Source organism: Glutamicibacter sp. NPDC090743, assembly GCF_044769125.1.
GTDB lineage: Bacteria > Actinomycetota > Actinomycetes > Actinomycetales > Micrococcaceae > Glutamicibacter.
In genome coordinates this window covers 610741-630844 of sequence record NZ_JBIVXE010000001.1, presented here as the reverse complement: position 1 = coordinate 630844, position 20104 = coordinate 610741, and the positions used below count along the sequence as shown (strand labels likewise).

At 60.2% G+C, this 20104-nt stretch carries 24 protein-coding genes and 1 pseudogene; 24 read left to right on the top strand and 1 reads right to left on the bottom strand.

The features are described 5' to 3' along the window. Entirely contained in the window at nt 1-345 is a 345-nt protein-coding gene (locus tag ACIQTS_RS03080; protein ID WP_402471136.1) for a WhiB family transcriptional regulator, read from the top strand. Nucleotides 346-1187: 842 nt separating this feature from the next. Continuing rightward, a pseudogene (locus ACIQTS_RS03075) lies at nt 1188-1397 on the top strand (DNA translocase FtsK); the annotation flags it as partial. A 191-nt stretch (nt 1398-1588) separates the two neighbouring features. On the opposite strand, the gene ACIQTS_RS03070 reads toward ACIQTS_RS03075, so the two are convergent. After that, nucleotides 1589-1849 carry a GlsB/YeaQ/YmgE family stress response membrane protein gene (locus tag ACIQTS_RS03070; protein WP_402471134.1) on the bottom strand — a complete coding sequence of 87 codons (261 nt, stop codon included), beginning with the start codon at nt 1847-1849 and terminating at the stop codon, nt 1589-1591. Between the two features lie 118 nt (nt 1850-1967). Here ACIQTS_RS03070 and ACIQTS_RS03065 point away from each other — a divergent pair, with 118 nt between their 5' ends. The 22 genes from ACIQTS_RS03065 (at nt 1968) to ACIQTS_RS02960 (ending at nt 20098) form a co-directional block, all read left to right on the top strand. Further along, nucleotides 1968-2282 (top strand): hypothetical protein, encoded by a 315-nt coding sequence (locus ACIQTS_RS03065; protein ID WP_402471131.1) that lies wholly within the window; start codon nt 1968-1970, stop codon nt 2280-2282. A 68-nt stretch (nt 2283-2350) separates the two neighbouring features. Next, nucleotides 2351-2563 carry a hypothetical protein gene (locus ACIQTS_RS03060; RefSeq protein WP_402471129.1) on the top strand — a complete coding sequence of 71 codons (213 nt, stop codon included), beginning with the start codon at nt 2351-2353 and terminating at the stop codon, nt 2561-2563. A 189-nt stretch (nt 2564-2752) separates the two neighbouring features. Next, nucleotides 2753-4012 carry an HNH endonuclease gene (locus ACIQTS_RS03055; protein WP_402471127.1) on the top strand — a complete coding sequence of 420 codons (1260 nt, stop codon included), beginning with the start codon at nt 2753-2755 and terminating at the stop codon, nt 4010-4012. Then, nucleotides 4012-4368, top strand: coding sequence for a VRR-NUC domain-containing protein (locus ACIQTS_RS03050; RefSeq protein ID WP_402471125.1), 357 nt, complete (start codon nt 4012-4014; stop codon nt 4366-4368). Before ACIQTS_RS03055 ends, ACIQTS_RS03050 begins: the two co-directional genes overlap by 1 nt. 64 nt (nt 4369-4432) lie before the next feature. Then, nucleotides 4433-5092, top strand: a complete 660-nt coding sequence (locus tag ACIQTS_RS03045; RefSeq protein WP_402471123.1) for a hypothetical protein — start codon at nt 4433-4435, stop codon at nt 5090-5092. 651 nt (nt 5093-5743) lie between these two features. After that, nucleotides 5744-6331, top strand: a complete 588-nt coding sequence (locus tag ACIQTS_RS03040; RefSeq protein ID WP_402471121.1) for a P27 family phage terminase small subunit — start codon at nt 5744-5746, stop codon at nt 6329-6331. Nucleotides 6332-6374: 43 nt separating this feature from the next. After that, entirely contained in the window at nt 6375-8114 is a 1740-nt protein-coding gene (locus tag ACIQTS_RS03035; RefSeq protein WP_402471118.1) for a terminase large subunit, read from the top strand. Then, complete coding sequence (locus ACIQTS_RS03030) at nt 8111-9538, top strand: phage portal protein (protein WP_402471116.1); 1428 nt, start codon at nt 8111-8113, stop codon at nt 9536-9538. The genes ACIQTS_RS03035 and ACIQTS_RS03030 overlap by 4 nt, the downstream gene beginning before the upstream one ends. After that, complete coding sequence (locus ACIQTS_RS03025; protein WP_402471113.1) at nt 9539-10657, top strand: hypothetical protein; 1119 nt, start codon at nt 9539-9541, stop codon at nt 10655-10657. It abuts the gene before it with no gap. A gap of 13 nt (nt 10658-10670) precedes the next feature. Then, complete coding sequence (locus ACIQTS_RS03020; protein WP_402471110.1) at nt 10671-11399, top strand: hypothetical protein; 729 nt, start codon at nt 10671-10673, stop codon at nt 11397-11399. 14 nt (nt 11400-11413) lie between these two features. After that, nucleotides 11414-12235 (top strand): P22 phage major capsid protein family protein, encoded by an 822-nt coding sequence (locus ACIQTS_RS03015; RefSeq protein ID WP_402471107.1) that lies wholly within the window; start codon nt 11414-11416, stop codon nt 12233-12235. Between the two features lie 2 nt (nt 12236-12237). Beyond that, on the top strand, nt 12238-12687 hold the full coding sequence (locus ACIQTS_RS03010) for a hypothetical protein (RefSeq protein WP_402471104.1): 450 nt from the start codon (nt 12238-12240) through the stop codon (nt 12685-12687). Nucleotides 12688-12699: 12 nt separating this feature from the next. After that, nucleotides 12700-13299 carry a hypothetical protein gene (locus ACIQTS_RS03005; protein ID WP_402471101.1) on the top strand — a complete coding sequence of 200 codons (600 nt, stop codon included), beginning with the start codon at nt 12700-12702 and terminating at the stop codon, nt 13297-13299. 2 nt (nt 13300-13301) lie between these two features. Continuing rightward, a complete protein-coding gene (locus ACIQTS_RS03000) occupies nt 13302-13694 on the top strand; it encodes a DUF6093 family protein (RefSeq protein ID WP_402471098.1) in 393 nt (130 codons plus the stop codon). Then, the gene (locus ACIQTS_RS02995) at nt 13691-14086 is read left to right on the top strand and encodes a hypothetical protein (RefSeq protein WP_402471096.1); all 396 of its coding nucleotides are present in this window, start codon (nt 13691-13693) and stop codon (nt 14084-14086) included. Before ACIQTS_RS03000 ends, ACIQTS_RS02995 begins: the two co-directional genes overlap by 4 nt. Further along, nucleotides 14083-14508 carry a hypothetical protein gene (locus tag ACIQTS_RS02990; protein ID WP_402471094.1) on the top strand — a complete coding sequence of 142 codons (426 nt, stop codon included), beginning with the start codon at nt 14083-14085 and terminating at the stop codon, nt 14506-14508. Before ACIQTS_RS02995 ends, ACIQTS_RS02990 begins: the two co-directional genes overlap by 4 nt. A gap of 18 nt (nt 14509-14526) precedes the next feature. Beyond that, a complete protein-coding gene (locus tag ACIQTS_RS02985; RefSeq protein WP_402471092.1) occupies nt 14527-14703 on the top strand; it encodes a hypothetical protein in 177 nt (58 codons plus the stop codon). Then, nucleotides 14700-15209: a hypothetical protein gene (locus ACIQTS_RS02980; RefSeq protein ID WP_402471089.1), complete on the top strand. Its 510-nt coding sequence runs from the start codon at nt 14700-14702 to the stop codon at nt 15207-15209. Before ACIQTS_RS02985 ends, ACIQTS_RS02980 begins: the two co-directional genes overlap by 4 nt. 99 nt (nt 15210-15308) lie before the next feature. Continuing rightward, nucleotides 15309-15893 carry a hypothetical protein gene (locus ACIQTS_RS02975; protein WP_402471087.1) on the top strand — a complete coding sequence of 195 codons (585 nt, stop codon included), beginning with the start codon at nt 15309-15311 and terminating at the stop codon, nt 15891-15893. Between the two features lie 41 nt (nt 15894-15934). Then, nucleotides 15935-16231 carry a hypothetical protein gene (locus ACIQTS_RS02970; protein ID WP_402471085.1) on the top strand — a complete coding sequence of 99 codons (297 nt, stop codon included), beginning with the start codon at nt 15935-15937 and terminating at the stop codon, nt 16229-16231. Between the two features lie 15 nt (nt 16232-16246). Beyond that, on the top strand, nt 16247-19336 hold the full coding sequence (locus tag ACIQTS_RS02965) for a phage tail tape measure protein (RefSeq protein ID WP_402471082.1): 3090 nt from the start codon (nt 16247-16249) through the stop codon (nt 19334-19336). 111 nt (nt 19337-19447) lie between these two features. Continuing rightward, the gene (locus ACIQTS_RS02960; protein WP_402471079.1) at nt 19448-20098 is read left to right on the top strand and encodes a hypothetical protein; all 651 of its coding nucleotides are present in this window, start codon (nt 19448-19450) and stop codon (nt 20096-20098) included. Nucleotides 20099-20104 lie beyond the last annotated feature (6 nt).

The following is a 20104-nucleotide window of genomic DNA, read 5'->3' as shown; positions in this document are numbered from 1 at the left end:
ATGGCCACCAGAAGCATGGCGAGCATTACCCGCCAAGCCCCCAAACTGACCGATGACATTGCTTCGTGGCAGGACAAGGCAGCTTGCTATCCCTGGGATTTCAAGAAGAACGGTGATCCGTTCTTCCCATCGAGCATCGCCGCATCGGAAGCGCATAAAGCTCAGAGCATTTGCGCTACCTGCCCAGTCCGGTATGCCTGCCGGGAAACGGCGTTCGCTGATAAGGACACGTTCAAGTACGGCATCTTCGGCGGCACCACTCCCGAAGACCGGGCTAAGGCCGCACGCAAACGCGCCTCGGCAAACACCAGAAGACCCCGCCCAGCTTTGAAGGAGAAGCCATGATCCTCACCGTAAACACCGCGGACTTGCGCCACGCACTGATCGCTGTACAGCCGCATGTTCACAACGATGCTGATACCGGCCTGGACGTCGTGCATTTCATGGCCGATGACCAGAATGTCTACGTCCAAGCAACCAACACCGCGTCGGCTGCACTGGCAATCGTGAGCGTCTGGGATTCCGAAGGGCTCACCGGAGACCCCGAAGAAGACTCCTTCGACCTAGACCCGACCGTGGTCAAGGAACTGCTCCAAGTCTTCAAAGCTTCGAAGAACCAGCCAGAGGATGAAATCGGCGATTCCTTGCAGATCAAGGTCTCTACCAAGGAACTGATCTTCACCGACATTTCTGGCTTGTTCCCTGGGAAGACGTACATCGTGCCCAACGGAAACACCTCTGGGGTCTTCCCTAACTTGCCACGACTCTTCGAAGAAGCCGTCACCGCTGCCAAGCAGGTGCCCTCCCGGATCCTGGCCAACGGGAAGCTGCTACAGCTATTCGCTCATGCGGCCGCGGCCTACAAGGAGCCCTTGGCTATCGAGCCAACTGCTACCCGCACCCGGATGATGATCACCTGCGGAGACTCCTTCATCGGCCTGCTGATGCCCATCCGCGCCGAAGAAGGCTCCGACCTTGACGTGAAACTCATTGAAGCTCGCGACGGCTGGAACCGTCGGCTTCCATCCCTGGCCTATGCACTGCGCCAACGGAGTACTGGCCGGCCAGAAAACGAAGCAGAGCGTGCTGAAGCAGCAGCCATGGAAGCGCTCAAGACTGCCAAAGGCGTCATCGTCTTCAGCAGCGGAAACACCAGCATGACGGCCGCGGCCAAGCCAATGCCCAAAGACGATGAACAGCTGTTCCGTTCAGCCTTGCGCTTGGTGATCACGACCCAGTTCGGATCAACTTCAATGCTTCAGCGCAAGCTCAGGATCGGCTTCGCGAAAGCCGTCCAGCTCATGGAACAGCTGGAAGCCCTTGGCATTGTCGGCCCAGCCAGCGGAAGTAAAGCCAGAGAAGTACTGGTACCCGCCGACCAGCTGGACCAGGTGCTGGAAGACCAATCTAAGTACAGCTCAGCAACAACCTGACCAGCAGCTGAAACCTTGTCAAAAAATTAACAAATCAACCACCTTGTACAGGAGGAACAGAAATTGAGCATCACGCCAGACTCAAGTTGACCACTCGTCGTACATGGCGAACGGGGCCTCACCTCGAAAGGTAAGACCCCGTTCTGTCGCGCAAACTACGCCTTCTTGCGTGTGATCAATCCCCAGATAACGAGGACGATCAGCGAGCCGCCGATGGCCAGCAACCAAGTCGAAAGCGACCAGAACTCGTCCACTCCGACACCGAATGCCGCGGAACCAATCCAGCCGCCAATGACGGCACCAACAACACCAAGCACCAGGGTAGCGAGCCAGCCGCCACCCTGCTCACCAGGCTTGATCGCCTTAGCGATCGCACCAGCAATAAGGCCTAAAACAATCCAACCAATGAAACCCATAACTTCCTCCTGTTGGGATCGAGTGACTTCGTTCAGCATCAGGACTGAGATGCACAAGGGAAAACACTACAGGTCGGAGCACAGGAATTACTAATCAAAAACATAGGAGATGGTTCCCATGGGCGCCAATGACAAACATGAAGCCACTTACTACGGCGGGGAATTCACGCCGGACACTGCGACCATACGGACGTTCTATACAAGCGACACTGACGGAAACCCTATTCCGGGTCGCGCCGCCCAGTTCAACCGCTGGCTTGAAACCGTCCGCGCCGAAGCGAAAGCAGAAGCGCTCAACGAGGTAGCCGACGCTTTTCAGTACAAGGCATGGAACGAACTGATCCAGGGCAGCCTGCAAGACCGGTTGCGCGTTGCCCAGCCAATCACCGCATGGCTCCGTGCCCGCGCTAACCAGTACCAGGAGGAAAAGTGACTGAACCAGCAACCCCGAAACGCCCCAGGAGCGACGGACCAGTCCCACGTCTCGACCCGCTCCGGGACATGGACGAGATCCAAACCGGCCGCCTCAACAACCTCGACCACTTGGGGCTCCACGCCTGCATCAACATTCCGGGAGAGCCACGAATCTACGGGCGTATCACCTACCTCACCCACCAACTGCACGCCACCGTCGTGGAACTCACCTGGAACGGTGTCCAAATCAAGCACCGAAGCGACCCCGAACAAGTAATAAGAATCGAGGCCCACCAATGATGCTAATCAGAGCACTCACCGACGACTCGGAAAAAATCTACGTCTGCCGAAACCCGAACACCCGCCGCTGGATCACTCTCCAACGCGGCAACGCCCTCGCAGACACCAAACACCCCAAAGAAGCGCTCGCCGTAGCCAGGGCGCAAGCCCGGAAGCCGCCGAAGCCTAAGAACATGAACAGGAACGCCAATGTCGTGGTTGAAGCAGTCGGACGTATCGGCCAATCATCCACTGATCTTGCGCGTCCTGGAAGTGAACTGGGTCGATGAGCGCCTGCTGAACGAGGTCTATGGGTGGGTGAATCGGTGCGCCACGCAATCGGCTGCATTCGATAAGGACTACATCGTGGAGGTCGGCACAGCCAGGATGCTGGCCGGCCTGAGCCGGTACGCCGAGCTGCTGAAGACGACGCTGTATTGCGGGATCTTCGAGGAGAAGGATATTGAGGAGAACGGCAAGAAGCGTCGGGTCCTCAAGCTGGTGGAAGAGGAAGACCTCTTCCACATGATCCTCAAGTCGGATAAGGACCGCGAGAAGAACCGTCGCGCGGATACCTACGACATGGCCAAGAAGGGCGCCATCATCAAACGCGATGGCGCCGAGTGCCGGTGGTGTGGCCGCATTGTCACCTTTGGCAATGACCGCAAATCGATCAAAGCCCACACCATCGACCACCTTGACCCGACCGATCTGGACACCAGCGACCCCACGCCCATTGACCGGCTCGTGGTGGCCTGCCTGGATTGCAATTCAACGAGAAAGGAAGGTGACTTCTGGGATAAAGAACTCAGACCGGCACCAAGAACCCCGTACTTCACCGTCGCCGCGGCCGCATGGCTGCGCGACAAGGCGGGAATCCTGGTCAAGGTCTCGACTGAACGTGTAGAGCTCCACGCTCCTAAGCCAGCTCCGGCATCGACCCCAGTGAATGGTCCGGCCTCCACCGAGGTAACGGCAAGCGACGAAGCAACGGATACCACCGGCTCGGCCACCACCACCGGCAAGAATACGACGGCAGCCAGCAAGGTCGAGCGCTCCGAGGCAACGGATAACCCGGCCCGGAAAGAACGCCTGTCCACTTCGGACATGGCCACCGAGCTCCACGACATCGAATACTCGGAAATGATCGCAGCACTTGAACGCGAAGCCGTAGAGACTCCCCGCCAGGGTGAGACTCCGGCCGGCGACGAAGCAACGGATACCACCGGCTCGTCCCCCGCGCAGTCACCGATCAACTCCGAATCAAAAAATAATCAGTTGATCATCAAGAAACCTGAGGGTGTCGGATCTGGATCTGTCGGGACGGGTCGGGACGGGTCGGGCCGGGAAGGGTCGGGTAGGGCTGGGTGGCGCGATCACTCACCTGCTGATTCCCCTCCTACAGCTAAGCCTTCGAACAATACTCAGCCCCGTTCAAGACGTAGAAGACCTCGTAGGAGGAAGAGCTAATGAAGTACAACCAGAAGTCGTTCAAGAACCCTGTCCTCTTGTGGAGTGAATCAGAGTTCCAGTCGCATGTGCAGAACCTTGCGAAGTCGTTGGGTTACACGCAGCAGTACCACACCCATGATTCTCGGCGTTCGAATCCGGGATTCCCTGACCTGGTGTTGATCCATGGGCGGACGAAGATGTTGATGTTTGCCGAGTTGAAAGCCCAGGACGGCCGGGTGAGTCCAGCGCAGGAGTCGTGGCTGAATGATCTTCGCTTGGGTGGCCAGGTTGCTGAGGTGTGGCGCCCATCGGATTGGGTGTCTGGCCGGATTCTTAAGGTGTTGCGAGGAGGTGCGACAGTTGCCAGAGCATAAGAATACTGTGGAGTGCGGTTGCTGGGGTTGCCAGTCGATCGCGCGTGAAGGTGCTGGGGTGTGCGTGGTTCATCTGGTGGCGGAGCAGGACAAGGTTCCTCCTGCCGCGTCGACTGATCTGAATCTCTGCCCTACTTGTGATGACCGGATGCGTGCCGATCTTCACCTGGTGGCTGATCGTTGGGATGAAGCCCAGGACGCGTTGCATCCGTCGCGAGGTGGTGACAGTGAGCGTCACGCCCAGCGCACTGAAGCACCGTTGCCGTTGAATGTTTCGGTATCGGATGCGTTGATGATCGTGCGCGATAACATCTGGTCGGTAGCGCTCAGGCTGATCGATGATAATCCTGGTCTCTCGTTGCCGGCTGATCAGACCACGCCGAGTTTGGCCGAGTGGCTGGCCCGGTGGCAGATGGTGAAGATCGCAGGAGCAACTGACAAGAGCTTCACCCGCCAGGCGTATTGGTGGGTTGCCGAGGCAGCTGATCAGATCGCGGCCAAGACGTACGGTGTGGAGACTACGGCCAAGCTTCCGGATCAGTACTGCAAGCGCCCAGGGTGCAAAGGCCAGCTGTTCATTGCCGAGAGGTCTGATGGTGTGAAGACTGTCCGGTGTGCAGCTGATGCCCATCACGCGGTGCAGTGGGATATCTGGTCGAAGATGTTGAAGGCGTCGCGGCCTCAGCGTCGAGGTGCTCGGCCGCCCCGTCTGGGTCGGGTTTGACGGACTTGACTTAGTGGCGTAAATTTACTGATTGAATGGCATTACTGGCTCAAGCGATAGCCCCGAATCACATCAGTGGTTCGGGGCTTCGTCGTACCCGGACGCAGTGAGGTGATCAGGTTGCCCGTTGCACCGAAGAAACCATGCACTCAGCCTGGTTGCACCGAGCTGGTCCAAGCCTTCGGCAGTCGTGGTCGATGCGACGAGCATGAGAAGGCAGCCGAAGAACACCGGGGCTCGTCTCGATGGCGCGGGTACACAGGCCGTGGCCACCGCCGGTTCCGTGAAGAAGTTCTCGCTCGTGATCCGATATGCGTCTTGTGCATGAAGAGACCATCTAGAGATGCCGACCACTACCCCACCTCCCGAAAGGGATTGATTTCCAAGGGTTTGAACCCTGACGATCCCAAATACGGTCGGGGTTTGTGCTCGCCTTGCCACAAGACCGAAACCGCCGAGCATCAGCCCGGAGGGTGGAATGCGAAGCAATGACACGCCTCGAATGCCTTGACTTGATGCCGATCGATGCCCCTCAAAGGGGGTGGGGGTGCCCCCCTCCCGGGCTTTCAAACTAGCCGCCGGGCAGGCGAACTCGTAGTCCCGCAGGTTAGAGCTTTTTGATCAGGGGGTGTCGCCGTTATGCCTGGTCCAATGCCAAAACCAGCGCTCGCCGTGGTGCGCGAGGGCAACCCGGGGCACCGTCCGGAGCCAGAATCGGTAGTCTTGCCGCCGGCCGACTTCATCGAGCCGGACTGGTCTCGCGAACTTCCAGAAGCTCAGGCTCCGAAGAAGCCGAAAGAGCCGGAGCGCGAAGACGAAGAGTCGATTGAGCACTTCCAGCAGCGCGTCTACCGATATGAGAAGCAATTGGTCTCGTATCAACTCAAGAGACAGGCCATCAACGGCACTCGCTTCGTGAAGAGACGCGCGAAAGAGGAGTGGGACCGGGTGGTGCCGGTGCTTGAGAAGAGCGTCGGCCTCGCTGCGGTGGACTTCTCACTGGTCGTGGACATGTGCATCTGTGTGGCTCGCCTCGAATGGACTGAGCACGAGCTGTCACGTGAGGGTCTGATCACCATGGGCCAGCGCGGCCCGGGCAAGAACCCGCACACCACGATTGCCGGCCAGTACCGGACACAGCTCAAGAACTACGTCCGTGAGCTTGGGCTGTCGCCTGCAGCTCGAACCGGCTTGCCTGGTCGCGAAGACACCTCCGTAGACGACGATCCGTTCGATTAGACGTTGGGGAGGGTGATTGCACCTCTAGGAATGGAGGTGGGACATGCTCGACTACGACTTCGACCGGCTTCCAGTTCCATACGAGGCGCTGATCGAACTGGGCGTAGAACATGACCAGATCATCGAGGCACTCAAGCGCGAACCGCTCACCGTAGCCAACCAGGCCGACCAGCAACCCGGCGCGTGGTTCGACGTAGGACGGGCGCGCAAGGCACTGATGGCACTTGGCTCCTTCCGGCACACGAAAGGCCGCTGGGCAGGCGTGCGCATGCGTCTGGGCGAAGGTCTGGACTCTTGGCAGGTCGTCTGGGTGCTCGCTCCGGTCTTCGGTTGGGTGTACCACGACGAAGAGATTGACCGCGTGGTCCGTGTGATCCGCTCGGTGTGGGTGGAGATTCCACGTAAGAACGGGAAATCGACCTTCGCCGCGGGCTTCTCCGGCATCCTGCTCCTGGCAGACGGCGAGGCCGGCGCCGAGGTTTACAACGCGGCCGGTTCCAAAGACCAGGCACGCCGCGTATTCGACGACTCTAAAGCCATGCTCATGTCCTCACCGGCTGCGCGTAAGCGTATCGAGCCATTGACCGACGTAGTCCGCGTTCCTCGCACACTGGGCATCCTGCGCGTTCTGTCCAAGGTTGCAGAGACCGCCCACGGCCTCAACGTCTCCGGCGCTTCCATTGACGAGATCCACACCCTGCGCAACCAGGGCAAGCTGATCGAAGCAATAGAAACCGGCACCGGCGCACGAGACCAACCACTGATCCTGTTCATCACCACCGCAGACGAAGCCGAAGACGGCACACCGTACGACGAAAAGCACACGTACACCCTCAACATCTCCAACGGCATCATCAAGGATCCGCGTTTCTACGGAGTCATCTGGGCCGCCGAAGAAAAAGACGACCCATACGCCGAGAAAACTTGGTACAAAGCCAACCCCGGCCTAGGAAAATCGCCCACCCTCGCTTACATGCGAGACCAAGCAACCAAGGCCCAGGGATCCCCGGCCGCGCTCAAGACGTTCCTGCAGCTCGCTCTGAACCTGCGCTCGCCGGGTTCTGCCCGCTGGGTGGACTTGAAACGCTGGGACGAGCTGGGCGGCGCTAAACGCACTCCCCTGCGGGGTCGGCGCGCCTGGGGCGGCTTGGACTTGTCTGCAACGAGCGACTTCACTGCTTGGACGGTCTGGTCGCAGTCGAACCGGCCGGGTATGAAGTTCGATCTGTTCACCCGCTTCTGGGTGCCGGAGGAACGAATCGATGATTTGGAGAAGCAATTGTTGATTCCGCTGCGTGACTGGGTGGATCGCGGATATGTGACTGCGTCCGAAGGCGACGTGATCGACTACAGCGCCGTGAAGTCGGCGGTGATTGGCGATTGCAAGCACTTCGACATGCAGCGCGTCTCCTATGACCGCATGTTCGCTGGCCAGCTGGTGCAGGAACTTGATTCGGAGCTCTCAGGAATCGATATTGTGCCCGTCGCTCAAACCTTCTACGGCTTGTCTCCTGCTTCCAAGGAAATGGAGCGCATGTGGAAGGCCAAGGAGATGCGCCACGACGATAACCCCGTCATGCGGTGGATCGCCTCCCGCGTTGAAGTCAAAACCGATGACGCGGACAACATACGCCCCGTGAAGCCGAATCGTCGCACCTCGACCGCTCGAATCGACGGGTTCCAGGCAGCTGTAACCGGCTTCGACGGAATTGTCCGTACCTCGCTGGAAGAGAAGCGCAATCTGGTGGCAACAGGCTCTAGTACACGAAGGAGGGCACAATGACGGTTGACGTTTTTGACCAGGATTCAGTGGCCCGTCGTGTAGACGAACTGGCACGGGAGCTGGAGCACCGCGGACCGACCATCGAGAAGTACGTGAACCGATACCAGGGCGAGGGTGAAACCTTGCGCTGGGCATCGAAGAAGTTCGACGAGTACTTCAAGAAGCAGTTCGCTGGATTCGGCGACAACTGGTGCATGCCGGTGGTCGACGCAGCTGCTGAGCGCATGCAGGTCCTCGGGTTCCGTGCCCACGGTGAAGACTTGAAGATCGACGAGCAGCTGCAGCGCGACTGGCTCGGCTCCAACTCGGATCTAGGCAGTTCCGAAGCGTTCACCATGCAAATGGCCGGCGGCCGGGCCTTCTCGCTCGTGCACCCGGCCGACTCTCCAGACAAGGCGCCAAGCGTCACCTGGGAGCATCCGCAGTCGGCCATCGTCAATACTGATCCTGTGACCGGCATCGACCGCGACGGGCTGGTCATGTGGCAGGACGATAAGTACGACTTCGCTACCTACTACACCCAGACCCACTTCGTGAAGATGAAGCGGGAGAACGGCAAGCAGCGATACGAGAACACCGAACGGATCTCCCCCACTGGCGGCTGGAAACCTCGCGACGATGAGCACCAGCCAGCCGAGCACCACCTCGGCGAGATGCCTCTGACCGAGATACGCAACAAAACGTTGCTGGACGACAACCCGATGTCTGACATCGCCGGTGTCGCCGCCCTGCAGGACGCGGTCAACCTCGTCTGGGCTTACTTGATGAACGCACTCGATCAGGCTTCCATGCCTGCCCGAGTCGCCGTGAACGCGGACGTTCCCCAAGTGCCAATCTTGGACAAGGACGGCCAAGTGGCCGGTTACCAGGATGTCGAACTGGACGAGCTGCTCAAGGAGAAGATCATCTTCCTTCCGGGCCAGGACGCTCGCATTGAAGAATGGACCGCCGCGAACCTCGAAGCCTTCTCCAAGGTCATCTCGCAGCTGGTCGAGCACATTGCAGCCCAGACCCGCACACCACCGCATTATCTGGTGGCGAAGATGATCAACACCGCGGCCGAATCGCTGAACATCGCTGAAGCCGGCCTGGTCTCCAAGGTCAAGGAACGCATTCTCTATGCTTCCAAGGGCGTGAAGAAGACATTCCGGCTCATGGCTGCAGCACGCGGTGCCACCAACGATCGAATCGAATCTCTCCGTGCGGGAACGATCATCTGGGACAACATCCAGTACCGGTCCGAATCGCAGATGGCAGACGTCGGAACCAAGTACAAGGCTGCTGGATTCCCGACCGAGTACGTCTACGAGAAGCTCCTCACCGACCCAGTCCAGGTTGCAAGGGTGATGGCCATGCGCCAGAAGGAACTCCAGATGGATCCGTTCCTGGCAGCAGAAGACAGGATGCGTCAAGGGGGCTTCTAAATGGCTCAGACCATCATCGAGGCAGCAGCCACCCACTACGCCTACGGCAAGCAGGTTCAAACACGAGCCTTGCGAGACCTCACGCGCCTGTGGGTGGCTGTCGACCGAAACAACATCCTGGACTCATGGCAAACGAAACTGGGCGCAGCAACACTCATTGTGGCCCAAGCCCAGCAGGCCGTCGCAGAAGACTCAATAGAGTACTCGGCGGCAGTCTTGGAAGCCCAAGATGCACCCGCACCAGAGCATCAGGTACTCGCTGCTGGGTTCGCCGGAATCGCCTACCCCTTAGGCGACCAGCTGCGCCGGCCGATCGGCCTGGAAGACTCGATCGCATCTCCGGCCTACAAAACCCTCCGGGCCATCGGGCACGGATACACCGTGGACCGATCCATGGGCATAGGCCTGGACAACCTGCTCTTGCGCTCGCAAATGCAGATCGCCGACGCATCCAGGCAAGCCGAGGGCGTGGCCATGGCAACCCCGCCGGTACGCATGCACTACGTCCGCATGCTCAACCCGCCATCCTGCTCGCGCTGCGCAATCCTCGCCGGCCGAACCTACCGAGCCCAAGAAGCATTCCGGCGCCACCCAGGCTGCGACTGCAGGCATATCCCGGTCAGTGAAGCGCTCGCCGGTGAAATGACCACTGATCCGTATCGGTACTTCAACTCGTTGAGTCCCGAAGTCCAGGACAAGTACTTCAAGCCAACGGACGCTCAGGCGATCCGTGACGGCGCAGATATCTTCCAGGTCGTCAACGCCCAGTCGGAGACCTATACGACCGAGGGCGGGGCCCTGGCGACCTATTACGGCACCACCAAGCGTGGCTACTGGGGTTCCTCTGAGCTGCTTGAGAAGAAAACCGAGGGTAGCCGGTACCGGCGTGCCAAGCGGGTGCGTCTGATGCCTGAAGAAATTTACAAACGTTCCAACGGCAACCGTGAGCAGTCGCTCCGGCTGCTTGAGGACTACGGATACATCACCGGTCTGGGGCAAAACCCAGAAGGTGTTGTCCGTGGGCCCGGTGTCGGCTACCTCGGTGGCCAGAAGCCGAGCTACTCACTCGACCCTGCAACGGGGTCGTGGACCGCCGCGTCGCGCAATGTGACCGACTGAAAGGAAACATCCCATGCCTAAGACCGTTCACGGTATCGACCTCACTGCACCAGGTGGGGTCGAGGCACTGCTGGCCTTCCACTTCAAAACTTTCGGCACTGCTGTTATGAAGGTTGATGAAGAGGACGGCGACGATCCTGACCCGGACGAAGACGAAGGCGGAGACGATCCTGACGGAGACGATCCGGACGGAGACCCTGATGGCGACGAGGAAGACCCGGAAGGGTCTGAAGACCTCGGCGACAAGGGAAAGAACGCCCTTCGAGCTATGAAGGATCGGGTCAAGGCTTCCAAGAAGGCCGAACGCGAAGCCAAGGCCGAGCTGGACCGCATGAAGAGTTCCGCGGGTAAATCCGAGGAGCAGGTGGAAGAGCAGCGCCAGCGGGAACAGCGCGAGGCGGCGATCCTCAACAAAGCCAACGATCGCATTGTGCGTTCGGAGATCAAGTCGGCTGCTGCAGGCAAGCTGCAGAACCCGGCATTAGCTGTCCGTCTGCTCGATCTATCTGATTTCGAGGTAGACGAGGACGGCAACGTAGACGAAGACGATATCGCCCAGGCGATTGACGAGCTTCTGGAAAAGGAACCGTACTTAGCCGTGCAAAGCGGCGCCGGTCCTAAATTCGACTCAGCTCGCGGCAAACGCAAGGTGGCGAAGAAACTCACCGCAAAAGACTTGGAAGGCATGAGCCCGGCAGAAATTGCCAAGGCTTATGACGAAGGCCGGGTCAAAACCTCTTAAGGAAGGAGATTGCAATGGCAATCACCAACGCAATTCCTGCGCTGTGGTCGGCAAAAATTCTGACTCAGTTCCAGGAAGCAACCATCTTCGCCGGTCTCGCTAACCGCGAGTACGAAGGCGAAGCCAAGGGCGGTAACACCGTCAATATCACCGGCATCGAGCCGATCGCGATCAAGGACTACAAGGCAGCCGGTCGTACGACCACCGCCGACGAAGTCACCGATACCGGCATTGATCTGCTGATCGACCAGGAGAAGTCCTTCGACTTCTTCGTAGATGACATCGATGCAGCTCAGGCCAAGCCGAATCTCATGTCGGCTTACACCAAGTCGGCCGCAGATGGCTTGGCCGAGGACACGGACAAGTTCTTGTCTTCGCTCCTGATTGCCGAAGGAACCGCTGTGACTGCTGGTGCACCTGCAACTGATGGAGCCACCGCTTGGAACGTCATCCGGGACCTGAAGAAGGCCATGATGAAGTCGTCCATCCCTGCTGACCAGCGCGTGTTCGTGGCCAATGCAGAATTCGCCGCCCTGCTGGACGAGAACGATTCCAAGCTGATGAAGGCGAACGAGTCCGCCACCACCGCAGGCCTGCGCAACGCGTCCTACGGCAAGCTGCTGACCTTCGACTCGTACTCTTCGGAGAACTTGCCGGAGACCACCAAGCCACAGATCGTGGCCTGGCATCGCTCCGCCCTGGCGTATGCCTCGCAGATCGAGAAGACCGAGGCGATGCGCGCTCAGAACAAGTTCGCTGACCGCCTGCGCGGCCTGCACGTTTACGGCGGCAAGGTCATCCGTCCGAACGCCGTTTTCCACTGGACGGCTGCCTAGCCATGACGCCATTCGTAGGACGCTCCGGCGTCGTCTTGAATCTGGCGCCGTTGACTTCCGCTGGCCTTGTCCGCAACGGCACCCTGGTGGAAATCGACGAGGGCCTAAGCGCCAAGGACGTGGCCAGCATCGTTGCGGAACGCTTCGGCAAGAAGCGAGCCGAGGAAACCACACCCGTAGTTTCTTCTGCGGTTGCCGCCGGCGAGGTTGAAGAACCCCGCGGGAACGCCTCTCGTGAGGACTGGGTGGAATACGCAATCGCCCAGGGCAAGACCGAGGACGATCTGGCCGGCCTGAAGCAGACCGAAATTCGCGCCCTGCTCAAGCAGGAATCGGAAGAAGCCGAACTCCAGGGCAAGTCTGAAGAAGGCAGCAAATCCAAGGAAGAAGAAAAGACCGAGAACACCGTCCCCGCGGGTACCTCGGACGCTTCGGACTCCGACAACGAGTAGGAGGTGAGCCTGTTGGCTTTGATCACCACAGAGGACTTAGACCAGTACCCCCTTCCCCCAGAGGTAGTGCTGGATGATCCCATCGTGACCGTGCTCATCGAATCGGCTTCGGCCGAAGTGGTCGACGCGGCAGGCTCACCCATCATCCAGAAGCGCAGCACGGTCGAGCTTCTTGCCGGCCGTGCTCGCATCCTGCGGCTGCCAGGCTTGCCGGTAACGGAGATCCACACGGTCACTGTTGACGGCCAGCCGGTAGCCGATTGGAAGAAAGCCAACGGCGGCATCTACCGGCCTTCCGGCTGGGCTGAGGACGGCGCGGAGACTGTCACGGTGGACTACACCCACGGCCTGCCGAACCTGCCGGCAGACATCAAGGACTTGGTCTGCCGAATGGTCATCTCCGGGCTGCTCAACGCCGCAGACAACGCCGCGGACGGATTCGCACTGAACAACGGCCGCTTGTCTTCGATCAAGATCGACGACTATGCCGAGGGATACGCCACCGGCGACACCGTTGACGCGATCACTGAAATGTCACTTCCGAAAAGCACCAGGGACCGCCTCGCAAAGAGGTTCGGCAACTACGGCGCCAAGGTGGTGGGAAGCCTGTGAGCATGCAACGCAGAGCAATCTACGCAGCACGCCGAGGACGTGAACGAGCCAAGATGCTGATGATCGCCGAGTGCATCGTCAAGCGTCCTACCGGCAACACCTACGACCCTGCACTGGAGCACGAGGTAGCCACGTACGACATCATCTACACCGGCAAGTGCGGCTACGAAGTGGACTCCACCCAACCAGCCGAATTCGTTCTGGCCAACACGGAATTCACCATCACCAACGCGCTGGTGAAACTCCCTATCGGCTCCGGCGCAATGCAAGGAGACCTCGTGGAGATCACCAGCTCCCGGCTGGACCTGCCACGGCCGGGGACCAAAGCCAAGCTCATTGAGCTGGCCGAAGGAACTCACCGTACGGCAGAGCGATGGAGGGCGGTGAGCGTGTGAGTCTCGATGATTCCCAGCTGCGCCTGCTATCCCAAGACCTCGGACTCGTACCTGACGGCATCATCCCGAAGGTTCGCGGCGTGGTCAGGAAAGGCGCGCTCAACGTCAAGAACGCCATGCAAGACGACTTCCGAGCATCATCATCGTTCCGCCATGCAGCCCGATCAGTCGACTTCGAAGAAGTCAGCTCCGGCGCATTTGGGCAAACCAATATCGCCGCGGAAATCGGACCCAACAAATCCCGAGCCAACACAGCCGGTCTGGCAGGCTTCGCCTACTTCGGCGGCTCTCTCGGCGGTGGCGGAACAGTCCGCGACCCATCCGAAGCGCTCGCTGATGAAGCACCGAACTTCGAGAAGTACCTGCTGGATGTCATGGAGGGGCTGATATGAGCCTGGAAGTGTTCCGTGGCATCGAGGCGATGTTCCCTCCTGGCACGCGGGTGCATATCCACGAAGCGAAGTTGTCCAGCCCTCCGAAGCTCTCCGACTTCCCGTACGTGGTGCTGCACGGAGGGTGGGGCGAGGAGACCTCGGGCGAACGCGGCGACCGTTCTAGCGACGACATTCCGGACCAGACGGCGTTCACGTTGCGTTGCACGGTCGTGGCGTTGTCGCTGGAGGGTCTGAACGCGTTGGCCCGCACTTCACGCACATCCTTGAACCGTCAGCGTCCGGTGGTTGCCGGCTGGCGGTTCTCTCGTCTTCGCCAAGTCGAAGTACTCACGGCTGAACCGGATAACCGGATCTCCGTGGAAACCACTAACCCCGTGTACCTCGTGGACGAATACCCGTTCATGGGCTCTCGGGTCTGACCGAAAGGACACATCACCATGGCTAAGCCTGGCTTTGTGGAAGCCCGACCCAAAGGGGGCGGGGACGTCCGGCTAGTTCCGGAGCACTACCTGACCAATCCGGCACTCGGCTTCGTCGAAGTGTCATCCATTCGTAACACCGGCGTGAAGGCGAAAGCTAAGCCGGCGAGCAACGCTGAGGAGGACGCCAAGTGAAGTTTTCCGCTGATGGCAAGAAGAAGTGGGCACTTTCGCTCACCAAGCCAGCTGGACCGATCCCTACCGAAACCGAGTTGAATGCAATGATCGATCCGTCGTGCATGATCTTGGATTCGGACGTGACATGGTCCCCTACCGCGTCGGATCGGTTCAACGAGAAGACCTCCTGCCAGAAGGGCAACTCCCAAGCTCTCGGCGCGTCGAACTACGAGACCGCGTTGACCTTCATCCGCGAATGGCTCACCACCGGTACCGGTGCGGATATTGAGGGTCTGGACGCTGCCTACCAGGCAGTCAAGGTCAAGGACACCACCTTGTGGATCTACCTCCGCGAGACCGACAAGGACTCGACTGAACCATGGGCCGCCGGGGACGAGATCTTCCTTGGCGGAGAGGTTAAGACGGACACTCCAACCCGCCCGGGCAACGATGGCAACATCAAGCGCCGCGTGGAGTTCCTGCCTCAGAACATGATCAGCGAAGTGCTGGTGCCTGGCGTTTAGCCGGCACCCCTTTTACTAGCCCGGTGACGTGGATGGGCTCCTGCGTCGCCGGGCTTTCCCATACCCATAAGAGCCCGCACACCTGAAATGGAGCCCACCATGACTGAACTGAACCCTGCTGAATTCGACTTCGAAGCGTGGATGGATGATGCACGCCTTCCCGAGGATTCGGAGACCGTGTTCAAGCGCGGCGACCTGGTCGCGAAGATCAACCACCTGGCCCGGAAGATCCGCGTGGAGTCCGAAGCGATCGGCGGCGAGACGGTCAGTGGCGGATCCCCGCTGATGAAGAATCTAAGGAAGGAACGCGAAGAGCTGATGAAGGCCTTCGCCCGGTCCGAGGTCACCTTCTACCTGCGTGCACTCCCCCAGTCCAAGATCAAGGAACTGGTCGATCAGCACCCGCTCGCTGACGATGCATCCCGCGAGGACCAGATGGCACAGCGAGTCACGCTGAATCGCGCCCTGCTGGCTGAGTCCATCGTCGCGTTGGAGTCCCCGACCTTGGAGAAGCGCGACATCAAGATGACGATCCCGCTGATCGCCACCCTCGAAGCGAAACTCGGTGCAGCCCAGCTCTCCAAGCTCTTGGCCAAGCGCCAGCAGGTGCAGTCCGAAGCGCCAGCCCCGGACGCAGATTTTTTGCCCGATGCCTCTGGCACCAGCCAAGACTCCGGCCAGTAGTCAACGTCCTGCGCACAGCCCGAGCCGTCCAGAAGCCGCCAATGCACTGGTTCACCAGCCAGCGCGGCGACTGGACGGACAAGGACTACCTCCTGTCCTTGGTCCTCACCATCTACGAGGACGGCCTGTGCTCCTGTGGCCAGCCCACCGAGCTGGCCCACCACCCGGACAACGACGGCTGGTACACGGCACACAAGAAGGTCTGCCAGTCCTGCGCGGCCCGTGAGCGTTCCACCCAGGGAATCGGCAAAGAGCAGTACAAGCCCGACCCCGGCGAACGGGTCTACACCAGCTACGACAGGCCAGCGGATAAGCCAATCCGCGACCTGCCGGGATAACCCGAAGGAGGGCACATGGCCGAACGCCGAGTAGTCGCCAGGCTTGAAGCCGTGGTGTCGAACTTCATCAACGGGTTCAAGGACGCGAAGAAGTCCACCGAAGAACTGACCCAGTCCACCCAGAACGCCAACAAGGCGATCCAGGAGAACTCGCGCTTCTCCGAAGAAGCGGCGAAGAAGATCAAGCTCGTTGCCGACGCTGACCAGAAGGCAGCCAAGGCCGCAGGCCTGCTCTACAACGCCAACGGCCAGCTGGTGAACGCCAACGGGAAGATCGTTTCTTCATCCCAGGCCGCGGCGCACGGCGTCGATGCGTTCTCCGATGCCGTGTACCTGGCCAACGTCGAAGCGCAGGATGCAGCTGCCGCCACCAAAGCGGCCGTGGACAAGCAGGCCGAGGCCTACAAGACCCTCGCACCTGCCGTCACGATCGCCGGCGGCGCGCTCACCCTCGCCTTCGGCAAGATGCTCACCACCTACGCCGACTTCGACAAGTCCATGTCCGAAGTCCAGGCAGCCACGCACGAGACCGCCGGCAACATGAACCTGCTCCGCGAAGCAGCCGTGGGTGCAGGCGCAGACACCGCCTTCAGCGCATCCGAAGCTGCCGGAGGCATCAAGGAACTCGCCAAGGCAGGCGTGGAAACCCAAGCCATCATCAACGGCGGGCTGACCGGTGCACTGGCGCTGGCAGCAACCGACAACATCGAAGTGGCCAAGGCCGCCGAAATCGCCGCCTCGGCGATGACCCAGTTCAACCTCGCAGGCGAAGAAGTACCCCACGTCGCCGACCTGCTCGCAGCAGGTGCCGGCAAGGCCCAGGGCGGCGTCGAAGACCTCGGCATGGCCCTGAACCAATCCGGGCTCGTCGCCAACGGCGTGGGCCTCACCATCGAGGAGACCACCGGAGCGCTCACCGCCTTCGCCGCTGCCGGCCTCACCGGTTCCGACTCGGGCACCAGCTTCAAAACCATGCTGCAGTCCCTGACACCGAACTCCAAGCAGGCTGCAGACCTCATGGGCGAACTCGGCATCAGTGCCTACGACGCCCAAGGCAGCTTCGTGGGCATGTCCGAATACGCCGGCATCCTCCAAAATGCACTCAAGGACATGTCCGACGAACAACGCCAAGCCACCCTCAAGACCATCTTCGGATCCGACGCAGTACGCGCAGCCAACGTCCTCTACGAACAAGGCGCCGAAGGCATCCAGAACTGGGAAGACGCAGTCAACGACGCAGGATACGCCGCGGAAACCGCAGCCGCCATGCAGAACAACCTCGCAGGCGACCTCGAAAAACTCGGCGGTTCCTTCGACACCGTCTTCCTCCAATCCGGCTCCGCAGCCAACGACGTACTCCGAGGCCTAGTCCAAACAGCCGAAGGCTTCGTCGACATCATCGGCAGCCTCCCTCAACCAGTACTCGCAGCAGGCGGCATCATCACCGGCATCGCCGGCGGCGCAGCGCTCGCCGGTGGAGCCTTGGTCACGTTCATCCCTCGGATCCGCGACACCCGTGCAGCACTGCAGGATCTGGCTCCGGATGGCACACGTGCAGGCCGGGCGCTCGACGGCGTATCCAGAGGCATGCGCGGCGCAGCGCGGGCCGCAGGCGCGGCCGGAACCATCATGGCCGCAGGCGTGGGCATCGCGAAACTCGCGGAGCTCTCCTACACCGGCGACCTGATTGAAGGCACCGGACACGTCGCAGACAGCATCCAGCGCATCGTCAACGAAGCGCCAGGTGCAGGCGTAGCACTGGACAGCGTATTCAAGAACCGCAACGGCGAAGGCATCACCGGGGAAATCGACGGCATCAACTCTGCCATCGACTACCTGTTCGCCGACGACCCCGGCCAGAAATTCAACCGCTGGGGCCAGGACGTCGTCAACTCGCTGACCGGCATCCGTGGCGGCAAGCAGATCGCCGAAGAGACCTTCGGAGGAATCGACGCAGAGCTGGCCAGCCTCGTCTCATCGGGTAGCGCCGAAGACGCGGCCGAAGTATTCGGCCAAGTCCAGGACCGCTTGAAAGATGCCGGCGTCTCCGCGGAGCAAGCAGCCTATCTCTTCCCTGCATACTCGGATGCACTCAACCGGGCCTCAGCCGAGACCCAAGGAGCTGCAGACGGCAGCGCGGAACTCACGGGAGCTCTAGAAGAAGTCGGAGTCTCAGCCGAAGGCGTAGTTGAGGACATGGAAGAATTCCTCGACATCCTCTTCCAAGCAGGCGTCATCACCCGCGACGAACGCGCAGCCTTCCGCGAGTACCAGGCAGCGATCGACGAAATTGGCGCCTCCATCGAGACCAACGGCAAGTCACTGGACGCGCACACGGAGAAAGGACGCGCCAACCAGGCCGCCCTCGATGCCCTCGCCGAGAGCGGTGAAGGTTACGTCCGGGCGCTCGCCGCCGGCGGCGCCACAGAGGAAGAGCTGCAGGCAGCGATGTCTTCGACTTATGAGTCGTTGATCGTTGCTGCCGGCCAGTTCGATATCACTGGTGATAAGGCCGACGCGATGGCGCGCGAGATCATGGGCATCCCCGAGGATGTCAAGGTCGAGTCGTGGATGTCCGAGGCGGCGAAGAAGACCGCTGAGGAAACCAAGGCCGCGGTTGATGCAGTGGATGGGAAGACGGCTAACGTCTGGATCACCACGCATGAGAAATCCATCTACTCGGAGACTCATGTTTCCACCGGTCGTGGTGGCGGTGGTGGCCAGACTAAGGCGACCGGCGGTGCGATCTTCGGCCCTGGGTCCGGAACTTCGGATGATGTGCCGATCATGGCTTCAAACGGCGAGCATATGCTCACCGCCAAGGAAGTCGATCTCATGGGCGGCCACGATGCGGTCTACCAGTTCCGTGCAGCGCTGAGTGCTGGATCCATCCCTGGCCACGCTACGGGCGGCGAGATTGGAGGCGTATCGGTGGGTATTCCTACGGCTTCGGTCATGCAGTCCTCTGCCGCTCCGGCGACAGCAATTGCCTCGCGTCCGATCGAAGTGAATGCTCCTGTGTATGGAGCTACGGACGCTCCAAGGGTTGCGCGTGAGGTCATCGATGAGCTCAAGTTCTGGCTTAGCTCTGAACTTCGAGGATAGGAAGGACCGATGGAGGGACTAGTTAAGCTCGGATCGCAGACGCTCAACGGAACTACGCACGCGCACGAGTGGAAGTCCTTCACTGTGGACGGTTGGTGGGACACTCCAGATGTGAAGCAGAACCGGGAGGATGTGCCTTACGGCCATGGCGGGTATGTCCTCCCCGAGTTTTATGGGGAGCGTCTTATCACGATCAGCGGCCGTTTCATTTCCAAGTCGCATCTGCACCAGCATGAGGCCATGAACGCTTTACGAGGCGCGATTAGACCCGGCGAAGTGAAGACGATGCAGGTTCTCGGTCATGGCCCGGACCAGTGGGCGAACGTCATGCTTGATCGAAAAATTCGTGTCGTTCCCGAAACGGATACGTACGCGAGTTTCCAGATTAGTTTGCGTTCTCCGGATCCTCGGATCTTCGGTATGGCGCGTTCTGTTCCGGCGTCTGCTGGGGTGGCGGTCATGGTGGAGAACCGTGGCTCGGCTCCGGCATGGCCGAAGATCGTTGTGCCTGGGGCTGTGTCTTCCGGCGGGTACACGATTACAGGCCCTGGAGGCGAGCAATACACGGTGACCGCGTCGCCGTCGTCCTCGCAGACCCATTACGTAGATATGTGGGACGGAATGTTGCGGGTGAATTCCTCGATGGCTGCCGGCGCTGGTCTGGTTGGTGCTGCTCAGACGTTCACCATCCCTCCCGGAGGGAAAGTTCCAGTCACCTTGTCCAAGGGCGGACGGATCGAACTGTACGACACCTACATGTAAGGAGTA